At 39.2% G+C, this 14,177-nt stretch carries 11 protein-coding genes; all 11 read right to left on the bottom strand.

From position 1 onward, the window contains the following. Positions 1 to 59: 59 nt before the first annotated feature. A complete protein-coding gene (locus ACLRYO_RS00580; protein ID WP_004696521.1) occupies positions 60 to 515 on the bottom strand; it encodes a CBS domain-containing protein in 456 nt (151 codons plus the stop codon). A 111-nt stretch (positions 516 to 626) separates the two neighbouring features. Then, positions 627 to 1,106, bottom strand: coding sequence for a 23S rRNA (pseudouridine(1915)-N(3))-methyltransferase RlmH (rlmH, locus tag ACLRYO_RS00575; RefSeq protein ID WP_008714315.1), 480 nt, complete (start codon positions 1,104 to 1,106; stop codon positions 627 to 629). 2 nt (positions 1,107 to 1,108) lie between these two features. After that, on the bottom strand, positions 1,109 to 1,915 hold the full coding sequence (locus ACLRYO_RS00570; RefSeq protein WP_008714316.1) for an MBL fold metallo-hydrolase: 807 nt from the start codon (positions 1,913 to 1,915) through the stop codon (positions 1,109 to 1,111). A 105-nt stretch (positions 1,916 to 2,020) separates the two neighbouring features. Then, on the bottom strand, positions 2,021 to 3,208 hold the full coding sequence (locus ACLRYO_RS00565) for a RuBisCO large subunit C-terminal-like domain-containing protein (protein WP_278457637.1): 1,188 nt from the start codon (positions 3,206 to 3,208) through the stop codon (positions 2,021 to 2,023). A 204-nt stretch (positions 3,209 to 3,412) separates the two neighbouring features. After that, positions 3,413 to 4,798 (bottom strand): nucleobase:cation symporter-2 family protein, encoded by a 1,386-nt coding sequence (locus ACLRYO_RS00560; RefSeq protein WP_413084610.1) that lies wholly within the window; start codon positions 4,796 to 4,798, stop codon positions 3,413 to 3,415. Between the two features lie 145 nt (positions 4,799 to 4,943). Next, positions 4,944 to 7,493 carry a selenium-dependent xanthine dehydrogenase gene (gene xdh, locus ACLRYO_RS00555; RefSeq protein WP_101928840.1) on the bottom strand — a complete coding sequence of 850 codons (2,550 nt, stop codon included), beginning with the start codon at positions 7,491 to 7,493 and terminating at the stop codon, positions 4,944 to 4,946. 17 nt (positions 7,494 to 7,510) lie between these two features. Beyond that, complete coding sequence (hydA, locus tag ACLRYO_RS00550; protein WP_004698618.1) at positions 7,511 to 8,860, bottom strand: dihydropyrimidinase; 1,350 nt, start codon at positions 8,858 to 8,860, stop codon at positions 7,511 to 7,513. Further along, the gene (locus tag ACLRYO_RS00545; RefSeq protein ID WP_278618198.1) at positions 8,857 to 10,548 is read right to left on the bottom strand and encodes a selenate reductase; all 1,692 of its coding nucleotides are present in this window, start codon (positions 10,546 to 10,548) and stop codon (positions 8,857 to 8,859) included. Before ACLRYO_RS00545 ends, hydA begins: the two co-directional genes overlap by 4 nt. Positions 10,549 to 10,576: 28 nt before the next feature. Beyond that, positions 10,577 to 11,905, bottom strand: a complete 1,329-nt coding sequence (ssnA, locus tag ACLRYO_RS00540) for a putative aminohydrolase SsnA (RefSeq protein ID WP_101928838.1) — start codon at positions 11,903 to 11,905, stop codon at positions 10,577 to 10,579. A 54-nt stretch (positions 11,906 to 11,959) separates the two neighbouring features. Beyond that, positions 11,960 to 12,895: a carbamate kinase gene (gene arcC, locus ACLRYO_RS00535; RefSeq protein WP_101928837.1), complete on the bottom strand. Its 936-nt coding sequence runs from the start codon at positions 12,893 to 12,895 to the stop codon at positions 11,960 to 11,962. A gap of 68 nt (positions 12,896 to 12,963) precedes the next feature. Next, complete coding sequence (gene ygeW / locus ACLRYO_RS00530; RefSeq protein ID WP_004696537.1) at positions 12,964 to 14,157, bottom strand: knotted carbamoyltransferase YgeW; 1,194 nt, start codon at positions 14,155 to 14,157, stop codon at positions 12,964 to 12,966. Positions 14,158 to 14,177 lie beyond the last annotated feature (20 nt).

Raw genomic sequence — 14,177 nt, 5'->3', positions numbered from 1 at the left:
TACACTAAAAGACCACCCCAAAATGGGTGGTCTTTACATATTTTACATAATTATGCTAATTAGTTATCTTTAGCAATCAATTTGATAATGTCACGACGAGACAAAATCCCGATCAAACGATACTCTTTATCTACAACTGGCACATTTTTCAAATGTTGATCAAGCATAACAGATACAATTTCTTCTACATCTTTATCCGGTGTGGTTGTAATTACTTCATCAGTCATCAACTCATGAACGTGAGATGCCAATAATTTTTTGAATTGAGCATTGTATTCGCCAATGCCATTGTAATAGATGCTAGCGCCTAATACATTAACATAATGAGGCACATGAGGACGTACTTTTTTATATAGTAAATCACCTTCAGAGATAATACCTAACAACTTATTATCATCATCCACTACGGACACCGCTGTTAAATTATATTTAACCAATAAATCAGCTACATCAGAAATCGGCGCATCTTTGCCAACAGTAACAGGGTATTTATTCATTACTTCTTGGATTTTCATAGTGAATTCCTCCTTACAAATACATCTTGCTTTATTATACTATTCGCCACAGTATAATAAAACTCCTTTTTTCTGAAAGTATTATACAAATAATTTTTAAGTCTACGTCTTCTACCAATGATAAGGTTCATTACGATTGATTTTTGATGCTCGATAAATTTGTTCTACAAGTAGCAATCGAACCATTTGATGAGTAAAAGTCATAGGGCTAAAAGATAATTTATAATTTACAGCCTGACGTAATATATCACTCACCCCAAAGGCACCACCAATAATGAAAGCCATATCGCTAACACCATCCACCTCAAGCTTAGATACCGTCTTAGCGAGTTCTTCAGAGGACATTGGTTTGCCATACACGTCAAGTAATACGGTATACGCATTTTTAGGGACCGCTTTTAATAAACGGTCTCCTTCTTCTGCAACGACTTGTTTGCGATCCGCATTACTCGGCTTATCTCCAATTTTACTTTCATTCAGCTCTGTAATTGTAATGCCACCATAGGGGCGCATGCGTTTCACAAACTCTGCTACGCCCTCACGTAAATAAGCATCCTTCAATTTGCCGATACAGACTACATAAAATCTCATTTTTACCTCTTCACAGATTGGATGGACACAATTTCATTAGGCTGACCATGTTGTAACTTCATTTCAGGTCCAATACGAACACCACCATCAACAAGCATTTTGCCAATAGTTTGGGTAACAAGGACAGAGTTATTATTATTTTCAGAACGATGGGCCAATATAACTTGCATAAAATCAGGACGTTTCATCATGAGTAGTGCTTGCGCAGCCATTTCATTACTCAAATGACCTTCATCACTAGCCACCCTTTGTTTCAAAAACGGCTGATATGGTCCGAATCGCAACATATGAGGATCATAATTCGCCTCTAGCACTAACAGAGTCGTATCATCAATTCTACGTAAAATATCATCTGAAATCACGCCTGTATCAGTGACAATAGTTGCCTTATCGTTCCCAGCAAACACATTTATACCAATTGGATCAGCCGCATCATGACTTACCGAAAAAGGTTCCACAATTAGACTCCCCAACGTCAAACTGCCCTTTGTAAGCTCGATTAATCGATTCTTTGGCACGATTAACTTATCTTGGATTTCACGCCAGGTGCCTTGCTTCGTATACACAGGAATATCAAATCGTTTTAGTAATTGTTGTAATCCCGCAATGTGATCACTATGTTCATGACTGACAAATATACCCTCTACCTGTGCCATATCAATTTGTAATTCTTTTAACCCATTGACAATGCGTCGACAACTGATGCCTACATCATGCAATATGACGGAGTTCCCTTTTTTTATCACTGTACAATTGCCCTTACTACCACTGGCAAGGACATGGACCTCCAACGGTGAGGATTCACTCATCAAAACACTCCATATACTTAATCATAAATCTATTATTTCTGTAAAAGTCAATAGCTTAGTTATTTAGTTAAATATTGTATTAACTCATTTAAATTCAAGCTATTATTACGTTCTTTCAGATAATTTAGTCAGACGCTCTACAAAATACGACATATTAGCCTCAATATCTGGCCCTCTGCGGAACATATCGCCTCCAACAAGGAACATCGTATCATTTCCGTACAGCTCAACAAGTTCATTAAGACGAGTATCTGTAACGCCACCACCTGGTGCAGGGCAAGCCGCCTTCATCAAGCCCATTGGTCGTTTAATGTAAGAGGAAATCCTCTTGCATTGTTCCTCTGTAAAAGTAAAGCGTCCACCATAAGATACGAAAATTGACATATCAGCCCCAAAGATACGAGGTAATAAACCTAGTTGTAAATAGTCAGCTACTCCAGATACACCAGGGCTTACAAATCCACCAGAATAAGCTGGATGATGAATAATGGGCAATCGTAAGTTTTCATCAGTAGCTAATTTGTGTAACCAACCGAAACCAACGAGACCTGCAGCCACCATGAGAGCTGTAGCACCAGCCTCTTTGGCAAAATAAGCGCGTTCTAACACATCTGTACCATCACCTGATACGTTTGCAGCATATAAAGTATGTGTACCATGTACAGCATTCATTTCCTGTACCATAGCAGCACATCGTTTTACACGATCTTTATATTGAGAGAAGGACTGATTAGAAATACCATGATCATCCTTTATGACATCTGCACCACCACGTGTGTAAGCGCCACACATACGAGCCAATTCTACATTCGGTGTGCCCATCGGCTTTACAACGGCTTGAATCATTGGACGCGTCGGGGTTTCCACTAATCGACGAATTCCTTGTAAGCCAAATTGTGGTCCCTTAAACACATCGTAAAGTGTTGGACATAGTTCAATATCTACTACCCAAATATGTGGCTGTAACGAAGAATTACCAAAGACAACATTTAAAAATTGTGTAGCCTCTAAGGCCGTGGTATCTACGTGATATGAAATACGAGCCAAATAGTAACGAGAGGTGTCAATTACAGCATTTGGCATCACACCTACATTGATATAAGGAGAGTCTTCTACTATAGGTTCAAGAGATTCTAGTCGACCAGTAATAGTTTCTTTAATGTATGGATCCGTTACAAACTCATAAGGAAATTCTATAGTTTGCTCCACTTGAACAGCCCAAGCAATTGATTTTGCTTCTTCATATGTACTCGCTTCTATTCTATATGTAACTATAAATCGCTCGTCTTTCATAATGCGTCTCCTTTGCAATAATATTATTTAATTATATACCAAAGTAGTATACGATTCCATAAAAAAAGACCTCACTCCAAATCAGAGTGAGATCTTTTTAACAAACGAAACCATATATATTGATGTTTTACCTATACTAACAAGGTTTCTACTGTGAGAGACAATACATATAATCGCATGAGAGTAAACTCGTCTAACTATATCTTATTGGTAGAAATGTTTAGGATAACCTTTGAATCGTGTGAAGTGGCGATATTTACGAGTCGCACGATTAGGTTCGTTAACAGTTTTATAACCAAAACCATTAAACATTACATTTAAAATAACAGCTACTATACTACCAGCTGTGATACCAGATTTCAAAAGAATTTGAGCCCATGCTGGAAAGTGTGTATAGAATTGAGGTGCTGCAAGAGGAATCATGGATACCCCAATACTAATGGCAACTAGCATCAGGTTATAGTTACCATCGAAACTAACTTTACCAAGAGAACGAATCCCACTGGCGATAATCATGCCGAACATAGCAATCCCTGCGCCCCCTAGTACAGCATTTGGAATACAAGCTACGATAGCGGCTAATTTAGGGAAAAGGCCTAATAAAATTAAAATTACACCAGATGCTGCTACAACGAAACGACTCTTAACACGTGTTACAGCAATAAGACCTACGTTTTGAGCAAATGCTGTATACGGAAAACTATTAAGGATACCACCAATAATAGTAGACAAGCCATCCGCGCGAAGTACCGCAGCCAATTCATTTTGACCAATAGGTTTATCTACAATTTCACCTACCGCAATACTATCACCAGTTGTTTCTACCATAACTACGAGCATTACAATAATCATAGATACAATAGAAGCAAAGTCAAAGGTTGGAAGACCAAAATAGAATGGTGTTACAACAGAAATCCATTGAGAACGTCCTACCTCTGAAAAATCTGTAATACCAACAATCATAGCTAAGGCTGTACCGAGAATAAGGCCAACTAAGATTGCCAAATTACCAAGGAAACCTTTACCAAATCGATAAGTTAATATAACGAGAACAAATGTAGCTACACCAAGAGCTATGTATAGTGGATCGCCAAAGTTTTTATTGCCTACGCCACCCCCCATCCAGTTAACAGCTACTGGCATCAAGTTGATACCAATAATAGTAATGATAGTACCTGTTACTACAGGTGGGAATAGCCGAATCAAACGACTGAAAAATGGTGCCACAAGGAATGTAAAGAGACCAGCTACGATAATCGCACCGTAAATCGTATTGATATCATGCTGTTGACCAATCATAATCATAGGGCCTACAGAAGCAAATGTAACACCTTGAATAAGAGGAATACGCCCGCCAACTGGTCCCAATCCTAATGTTTGAATCAATGTAGCTACACCACATGTAAATAAGTCAGCTGTAATCAAACGAATTAAATCTTCAATTGGCAAATGCATAGCTTGTGCAATAATAATTGGTACAGCTACTGCCCCAGCATACATAGCCAGAACGTGCTGTAAACCATAAGCGAATAACTGCGGGATTGGCAGCATACCATCTACATGGTCGACACCAGATGCACCTTTACTCATAAGAATCACCTCATATCTTACGTTTTAGTTACTAGTTAAACAATATAGTCATACTATCGTACATGATAGAGTTTAGAAATCTCATCGACTTCACGTGGGAACCTTGATGGCTAGGGGCAAAAGCCCCTACCATTAAGCAAATATTCTATTTTTTATAACCTGTATGTTTAATCGGCAAGGACCTACGTGGTTCTCCGTCGATACGACGATACGCATTTGCAATAGCCGGTGCAATCGGAATGCTAGAGATTTCGCCAATACCTTTAGCTCCGTATGCATATTGTTCTGGTGTCCCTTTTTCGATAAGACTTACATGAATTGGAGGACATTGGGTAGCTCTAAGAAGTCCTAGCGTACCGTATTTAGATGTTACATACCCTTCTTTATAAGGGAAGTCTTCTGTAACTGCATAACCCATTCCCATAATGGCACCACCTTCGGCCTGACCTGTACAGGATTGAGGGTTCACTACACGACCTACATCGTATGCTACATGTAAATTAGCAACCTTATTGTCTTCACCAATTGTTGCTACACATGCACCATAACCATAGGCAACGTGATTTTTTGGATGCGATTTATCAGAATTAAATGGATCTGTTTCACCGAGGAACTCTTCATAAATCTCTACGCCATTCAGTTCTTCTAATGTTTTAGAATCTAACATTTCTTTTAAGCGAAGACTTGCTTTGCGCGTTGCTTCACCGGTAAAGAGCGTTTGGCGAGATGCAGTAGTTGTACCAGAATCTGGTGTGCGTACTGTATCAGGACGTTCTACAAATACTTTATCCGCCGTTAAGCCTGTTGTTTCACAAAGTACTTGTGTTGCCATAGTAGCCATGCCTTGACCAATACAAGCAGCACCCGTACGAATACGAACTTTACCATCACGTACTTCTAAAATAACGCGACCCGTATCAGGTAGTCCTACACCAATACCACTATTTTTCAAACATACCGCAAGACCAGTACGATCAGAGGCATAATATGCATCTTTTACAGCTTCCAAACATTCTACTAAAGCGGTTTCTTTGGAACAAATTTGGCCATTTGGTAATGAGTCACCAGGGCGCACAACATTTTTATAGCGGAATTCCCAAGGATCCATGCCTACTAACGCAGCTAATTCATCAATATTTTGCTCTTGACCAAAGATAGTTTGTGTTACGCCGAACCCACGGAATGCACCACCAGGAACAGTATTTGTATAAACACATACACCATCAAAGGCAAAATTATCAAAGTGATAAGGGCCACAAGAATGAGTACCAGCACGTTGAAGTACAGGACCACCTAAAGATGCATACGCGCCACAATTAGAAATGATATTTACCTTACTTGCTACCAGATTACCTTCTGCATCACAAGCTGTTGTAATATCCATTTCCATCGCATGACGTTTAGTATGGATATTAAGACTTTCTTGACGAGAGAATAGAACCTTAGTTGGTTTACCTGTAAGCCAAGCTACGAGAGATGCATGATGCTGTACGGTCATATCCTCTTTACCACCAAAGCCGCCACCTACGAGCATGCTATGAACCTTTACAGATTCATTTGGAATGCCAAGCATACGAGCAACTTCACGCCGATCATCATAAACATTTTGGCTACCTGAATGCAGATGAATTTCGTCTCCCTCACGATATGCAACGGCACATTCTGGTTCCATAAATGCATGGTCGGTTTGAGGCGTAGAATAATGATTTGTTACTACAAAAGCAGCCTCTGCAATAGCCTTATCTACATCGCCACGAGATAACGTTTGACGAGACAATACATTTCCCTCTGGATGTAATTGAGGAGCATCTGGTTTTAGCGCTTCCAATGGATCTAGTATAGGTTCTAATTCAGTATAATCAACTTCAACTAAAGCCAATACTTCATCTAGATACTTCTTCTCAGTAGTTGCTACCAATGCAATTGCATCGCCTACATAACGTGTAATATCACCTTCGGCGATAAGTACATCCCAATCCGGTACTAAATGACCAGTCTTATTGAATGGTACATCCTTAGCAGTCAATGCCGTTACACATGCTGGATGTTCAAGAGCTTTAGACACATCAACACGATCAACTCTAGCTCGTGGGTATTTAGAACGCAATGCTTTGGCATAAATCATGCCATCCATATAGATATCATCAGAGTATTGTCCAGTACCTAATGCTTTTTCCTCAGCATCTACACGGTGTAAACGAGCGCCTACATTACCATTTGTATCCTTTTCTGGAACTGGTAAGTTCTCACGGAACATTTTTGCAGCTAACATAATGCCCTCTTCAATTTTTACATAGCCTGTACAACGGCAAATATTACCTAATATCGCCTTTTTAACATCGTCAGGTGTAGGGTCATTATTTTCGTCAATCAATACTTTTGCACTAATAATCATACCTGGTATACAGAAACCACACTGCACCGCTCCGCATTCACCAAAAGCATAGGTGTATACTGCTTTTTCTCGTTCAGATAAACCTTCAATCGTGACAATTGATTTACCATCTAATTGAGATAGTTTGCTTACACAAGCCTTTGCTTTTTTTCCGTCTATAATTACTGTACACGTACCACATGCACCAGCACTACAACCTTCTTTAGTGCCCGTCAACTTTAAATCAGCTCGCAAGAAATCAATTAAACGTTGATCCTCTTGAACCTCATATTGGGTGCCATTCACTTGAAAGCGGTACATATATAGCCCTCCTCTCATTAAGGAATACATTCACCAAGATATGATTCTGTTAAGGATCCATCTTGTACCACATGGTGACCTCTAAGGATAACATCTCGAACCTTGCCAGTTACAGATATTCCTTCGTAAGGTATATAGTCAGCCTTTGTATGGGCGGACTCTTTTGAAAGCACATGTTCTATATGCTTATCTACAATTGTTATATCCCCATCACTACCTACAGCTAATGTACCCTTCTTGGGATACATGCCATATAGCTTTGCTGGGTTTTCACTAACTAATTTCATAAAATCTACAGCGCTCATATTGCATTGATTAACCAACACATCATAAGCAATGATACCCCGTTCTTCGGCTCCAGGAATACCTCCAGGAATTCGGGTAAAGTCATACCGACTCTTTAATTTTTGGTCATTAAAGGTAAAGCTACAATGGTCGGAACCAATGGTTTGAAAAACACCATTTACTAGTGCATCCTTCAATGCCATTTGATCTTGTATCGTTCTAAGTGGAGGACTCATCACAAATTTAACCCCTTCAAAATCAGGTAATTTATATCGTGATTCATCAAGCACCAAATACTGTGGACATGTTTCACAAGTGACTTGATGTCCTAATGCCCGCTCACGTAGAACTTCATCTACGCCTTCTTTAGAACTTACATGCACAATATGCACGGGATACTCTAATGCAGCACCAATTGTACTAAATCGCTTAATCGCTTCCGATTCAATCATGGCCGGTCTTGTGAGTGGATGATTGTCTACATCTAATTCACCACGTTTACGTTTATCTGCTACAAAGGCATCGATAAGATCACCGTTTTCACAGTGAGCCCCTACAAGCGCACCCGTTGGTTTTATAGCTTCAATAGCATCATAAATTTCTCGATCTGTTAAACGGAAGCCATACGCTAAGTACACTTTAAAGGATGATACACCAGCTTCTACAACCTTTGGTATTTCATGAGATACCTCTTCATTCATTTCTACAAGCTCCATATGGAATTTGTAGTCACAGGAGCAATGCCCTAAGGCACGCTCCTTGTGAACTTCTAAACCTTTACAAAGGGATCCTTCCTCAGGAGAAGCAAAGTTAATAATTGATGTTGTCCCACCAAGAATAGCGGCTTTTGTACCACTATCAAAATCATCTGCAGTAGACGCCAAGGCATTTGTCATTTGAAAGTGTGTATGAGGATCAATAAATCCAGGGAACACATAGCAACCTTTTGCATCAATTACTTTAGCCCCGTCTGGAACAGGAATGTGTTCATCGATGGCGACAATTTTGTCGCTATCAATTAATAAATCTCCGGTAAGGATTCGATCAGTTAAGACCAAGTCCCCTTGTTGTATGATAATCATGATACATAGTACACATGCTCTTTACAGAAGGCATGTACGACTCCTTTCAATTCTTCAGGTAATGCATCGATGTCACATACTGCTTCTTCACCTTTGAAGCGATAACCACAGCTAGTGCCTTTGATGTAGAAACCATCATTTGTACTATCTGCTAAAGCTTCAGCATTGTGGAAGAATGTAATGCGATCCTTGTATGGTTGACAAGGTTCTACGCAATGACATGCACAGTTACCACACTCATTACAGCTTTGATCAACATGGACGATCAATTTAGCATCATTTACAGTAACGACTTCATTACATCTATTAGGACATACGCGAACACAAGCACCACACACTACGCGGCAGTGATAGTCAGAACTACGTGTGCCTGGGAAGGATGGCATTGCTTCACGTTTTTTCTTCATTGTATCGCTCTTCTTGAAGATTTTATTTTCACTAATGTCTTTAGCAAGTTTAGCGATGAGATCTTTATGAACTTTTAAAGCAGCATTGTAATCAGTAGATTCCACTTCGTCTGCTAAGCCTTTGAAAGTATTGTAACCTTCACCTTGTAGAAGAATTGTACATACTGTTACAGGCCAAATACCACAATCAAAGATAGCTTTGATATTTTGTTTTACAGCACCACCGCTATAAGACATAGGCAAACGTTCGCCGAATTGAGCACTTAAGAGCTCAGCTACACCAATTGTTACAGGTAACAAGGATTTACCAGACATATACATTTGCTCGCCTGGCAATTCATTGTTGTGAATTTGTACAGGGAATGTATTTGTCAATTTAACACCGAAAATCTTATTGTGTTTTTCACCAAGAGCGATAAGACGCTCTAACATCGGAACAGCTTTATCGAATTGAAGGTCAACTTCAAACTGATGATCTTCAAAGTCAATGTATTCAAAACCAGCGTTATCCAATAATTCTCTAATGCGTTTTGGCCCTAACAATGTAGGGTTGCATTTTAAGTATAAATGAAGACCTTTTTCACTGATAAGGTACGAACAAATGGATTCGATTTCTTCTGCTGGGCAACCGTGCATTGTGGACAATGTAATTGCTTGGCAAAGTTCATCACTGATAGAGTTGATATAATCAGCATCAATATGCTCAAATTCATCTACATGGTCAAGACACCATTGTTTACATGTATCCCACATAGGAGATTGAGATGCATTTCGCATTGTATTGATGAATTTATCAACCATAGGGCTCTTAATACCAGCCAAGTTATAGCCAACACTCATGATGAATAAAAATCCATCTGGATCACCTAAACCTAATTCTTTAGAGATTAATTTCAATGCGAACCAAGCTTTGATATATTCATCAGCAGCTTCATCACAGCTATATTCAGAAGACCACTCTACGTTATATGCTTCGTCTACAGAGTAGATACAAGGTCTAGGAATACCTAATTCTTCACCATACATAATTTGTACGGTTTTTAATTCGATGCAACGAGCACCAGCTACATAGGATACCACAATGTTTTGTGCCAACTGTGTATTAGGGCCAGCTGCTGGGCCTACAGGATTTTCAATAGATTTACCAAAGATAGATAAGCGTTGATCATGATTCGTACGATGAATTTTATTTACATTGTAAATACGATTGTACATCTTGTACTCAGTCATAATGTGGTTCATCAAATTTCCGAAACTTACCGGATACATAATGTCACTCATAATGTCACACTCCTTTAAAGCGTTTGCGTTATGGGTTTAGTCGTTTCCATAAACCTTTAGATGTTGCTAAAACTTCGTCCATTACTTCAGCTTTATCAATGCCTTGTAATTTACGATCAATCATGCGTGGTACACCATCACTAATAGTTGTTACCACATACATACCATTAGCACCGAATAGTAAGTGACCATTGATGTTGTTTTCATCAAGTGGTGTTGGTGCTGCGTAATCAAGAACAATTACGTCAGCGGCAGCACCTTTTTTAAGGATGCCTACCGTAGTATCGAAGAATTCATTAGCCATTTTGCGGTTGTTTTCAAATAGCATATGAGGTACTTCGCCCCAGCCTACATATGGTTTATGTTGCTCATGTTTCACGAGACAATTCGCTACTTTATAAGATTCGAGCATATCATTTGTATAACCATCTGTGCCAAGCCCAACAGTGATCCCTGCATCTAATAGTTTTAAGATATCTGTCGTGCCTACTGCATTACCCATGTTACTTTCTGGGTTATGTACGACCTTAGCTTGAGAGTTTTTCAATAATGCCACATCTTCGTCAGTTACGTGTACACAGTGACCAGCGATGCTCTTAGGGCCTAAAATACCTGCCTCTACGAGGCGTCTAACAGGTGTCATGCCATATTTTTCTTTACTATCTGCCACATCTTCTGGGCCTTCAGCAACATGAACGTGATATCCTAACTTGTCTTCATTTTGTGCTTTCACATAATCTAATGTTTCAGGACTTAGAGTAAAGGATGCATGTAAGCCCATCATAGCAGCGAGTCTAGATGGATCTTTTTTAGCCTCTTTACCAAAACGTACATTTTCTGCAACAGCGGCTTTCATCTGATCAACACCGTTACGGTCAGACACTTCGTAGCACAAGCAAGAGCGAACACCAAACTGTTTAGCTACATCTGCAATGATGGATAAGCTGTTAGGCACTTCACCATAACTTGCGTGATGGTCAAAAATAGTAGTTACACCATTTTCGATACAGCCTAAATACGTAAGTAATGCACTTGCTTTTACATCAGGAGCGGTCAATTTATTATCTAAGTAGAACCAAAGTCCTTCCAAGATTTCACCGAAGTTAGTCGGTGCCGGACCTGGCAATGATAAACCTCGTGCAAGAGCGGAATAAATATGGTGATGTGCATTAATGAAACCTGGCATAATTAGGCCACCATGAGCATCAATGATTTCTGCATTTACATACGTTTTACATAATTCATCATATATACCAATATCAACAATTTGAGTCCCGTCGATAGCAATAGCACCATCATAAATGATAGGTCTATCAGCGTCGCGAGTAATAACAGTACCTTTTCCTAATATAATCATGTGGGCACCTCCTCAACGATTCGTTGAAATGCATACTTATAAACTTATATATTATTATAATACGATACGTGTGCCTGTTTTTCCTGCTATACCATCTTTAGATTTCTCTAATAATGTGACAATTGAAACACGGCCTTTTTTGGATTCTGCAAATGCTATAGCGGCTTCTACCTTTGGTTTCATCGAGCCTTCTGCAAACTCACCAGCTGATACAAATTCTTTAGCTTGTGTAACGGTTATTTCATCAAGCCATTTTTCATTTTCTTTACCAAAGTTAATGGCAACCTTTTCAACAGCTGTTAAAATAACGAGAACATCAGCATCAATTTCTTGGGCCAATAAACTACTAGTCCAATCTTTATCAATAACAGCAGCTGCACCATGAAGTTCATTACCTTCTTTAGTTACTGGGATACCTCCCCCGCCACAAGCAACAATTAATTGTTTACCTACTAAACCTTTAATTGCTTCTAGTTCAATAATTTCTTTTGGTGCTGGAGATGCCACCACACGACGATAACCACGCCCCGCATCTTCTTTTACCACATAATCGTAATTCTTTTCTGCGTATTCAGCTTCTTCCTGAGTCATAAAGTGACCAATTGGTTTTGTAGGATTTTGAAAAGCTGGGTCATTTTGATCAACAAGTACTTGTGTAACCATGGTCATTGTTGGCAAATCTTTAATACCACGATTTAAGAGCTCTTCGTGAAGAGCATTTTGTAAGTCATAACCAATATAAGCTTGGCTCATTGCTACACATACAGATAATGGAGTGTTTGGTTGACCTTCTACTTCACGAGTCAATGCAGCCATCGCATTGTTGATCATACCAATTTGAGGTCCATTACCATGTGTTACCACTACGTCACAATCAGCTTCTACTAAATCAATGATTGTTTTAGCTGTACTTTTTACTGCAATTTTCTGTTCTGGTAAGGAATTGCCTAATGCATTCCCCCCTAGTGCTACTACAACTCTCTTTTTCATGTTATGCCTCATAACAAACTATTAAGAATAAAAGGAGCCATCAATACGGATGGCCCCTAAACTTTACTTTACGGTTGAACTCGTTCGGTTCCCTTCCGTTCTAATTCTTTTAAGGTTTCTACAGGATTTTTAAATTTGCTAAGGAAAATCATAGCTGCAATAACATATGGTTTGTAGCTTGCTTCCTTATAAAGAGGTATGCGGTAGCGATCAAATACTGTTGCATCTACTTCGCCTTCTTCACAACTTACACCTGTAATATCTGCTGGTAAGCAATGTAAGTAAAGAGCTTTGCCGTCCTTTGTGAGACTCATCATCTCTTCCGTACATGCCCAATCTTTATGTTTACCATTTTCTTCAAGAAGAACTTTTTCTAATGCTTTAATACCTTCATGATCATTTTCACCATACAGTTTTGTACGTTTTTCCATTGCACCGAATGGAGCCCAGCTCTTAGGATATACGATGTCTGCATCTTTGAAAGCATCCTTCATGTCGTTAGTTCTACGGAATGAACCGCCGCTAGCTTCAGCTTGTTTCTTAGCGATTTCTTCAACTTCCGGCATTACTTCATACCCTTCTGGATGTGCTAATACAACTTCCATACCTAAACGAGTGAATAAACCAATAGCACCTTGAGGTACGGATAAAGGTTTACCATAGGATGGAGAATACGCCCACGTCATAGCAATCTTTTTACCTTTAAGGTTTTCTACACCGCCAAATTCTTTGATGATATGAGCTGTATCAGCCATGATTTGCGTAGGATGGTCGATATCACATTGGAGGTTTACAAGCGTTGGGCGTTGCTCTAGTACACCATCTTCATGACCTTCTTTAACTGCATCAGATACTTGATGCATATAAGCATTCCCTTTACCGATATACATATCATCACGAATACCGATAACATCTGCCATAAAGGAAATCATATTAGCTGTTTCACGAACTGTTTCACCATGAGCAATTTGAGATTTACCTTCGTCTAAATCTTGAACTTCAAGACCTAGCAAATTACAAGCGGAAGCAAAGGAGAAGCGAGTTCTTGTAGAGTTATCACGGAATAAAGAAATGCCAAGGCCACTGTCAAATACTTTAGTAGAAATATTGCGTTCTCTAAGAGCACGTAATGCATCAGCTACGGCCCAAACACCTTGCAATTCATCATCAGATTTTTCCCAAGTTAAGAAGAAATCTTCGCCGTACATTTTACTAACGTCTAATTTTTGTAAAGTTTCAATACTTTTATTGAAGTCTGTCATCTGTAAGTCCTCTCTTTCAA

Source organism: Veillonella parvula (genome assembly GCF_047241225.1).
Taxonomy (GTDB): domain Bacteria; phylum Bacillota; class Negativicutes; order Veillonellales; family Veillonellaceae; genus Veillonella; species Veillonella parvula_O.
Note: the sequence above shows the minus strand (reverse complement) of the source record. Positions and strands in the feature narration are given on the sequence as shown.

Bases quoted from the DNA above. Each gene is read 5' to 3' on its own strand.
- ACLRYO_RS00570 (WP_008714316.1), bottom strand. From the start codon at position 1,915: ATGAGTGAATCCTCACCGTTGGAGGTCCATGTCCTTGCCAGTGGTAGT.
- ygeW (WP_004696537.1), bottom strand. From the start codon at position 14,157: ATGACAGACTTCAATAAAAGTATTGAAACTTTACAAAAATTAGACGTT.
- xdh (WP_101928840.1), bottom strand. From the start codon at position 7,493: ATGTACCGCTTTCAAGTGAATGGCACCCAATATGAGGTTCAAGAGGAT.
- ACLRYO_RS00545 (WP_278618198.1), bottom strand. From the start codon at position 10,548: ATGAGTGACATTATGTATCCGGTAAGTTTCGGAAATTTGATGAACCAC.
- arcC (WP_101928837.1), bottom strand. From the start codon at position 12,895: ATGAAAAAGAGAGTTGTAGTAGCACTAGGGGGGAATGCATTAGGCAAT.
- rlmH (WP_008714315.1), bottom strand. From the start codon at position 1,106: ATGAGATTTTATGTAGTCTGTATCGGCAAATTGAAGGATGCTTATTTA.
- hydA (WP_004698618.1), bottom strand. From the start codon at position 8,860: ATGATTATCATACAACAAGGGGACTTGGTCTTAACTGATCGAATCCTT.
- ACLRYO_RS00560 (WP_413084610.1), bottom strand. From the start codon at position 4,798: ATGAGTAAAGGTGCATCTGGTGTCGACCATGTAGATGGTATGCTGCCA.
- ACLRYO_RS00580 (WP_004696521.1), bottom strand. From the start codon at position 515: ATGAAAATCCAAGAAGTAATGAATAAATACCCTGTTACTGTTGGCAAA.
- ACLRYO_RS00565 (WP_278457637.1), bottom strand. From the start codon at position 3,208: ATGAAAGACGAGCGATTTATAGTTACATATAGAATAGAAGCGAGTACA.
- ssnA (WP_101928838.1), bottom strand. From the start codon at position 11,905: ATGATTATATTAGGAAAAGGTACTGTTATTACTCGCGACGCTGATAGA.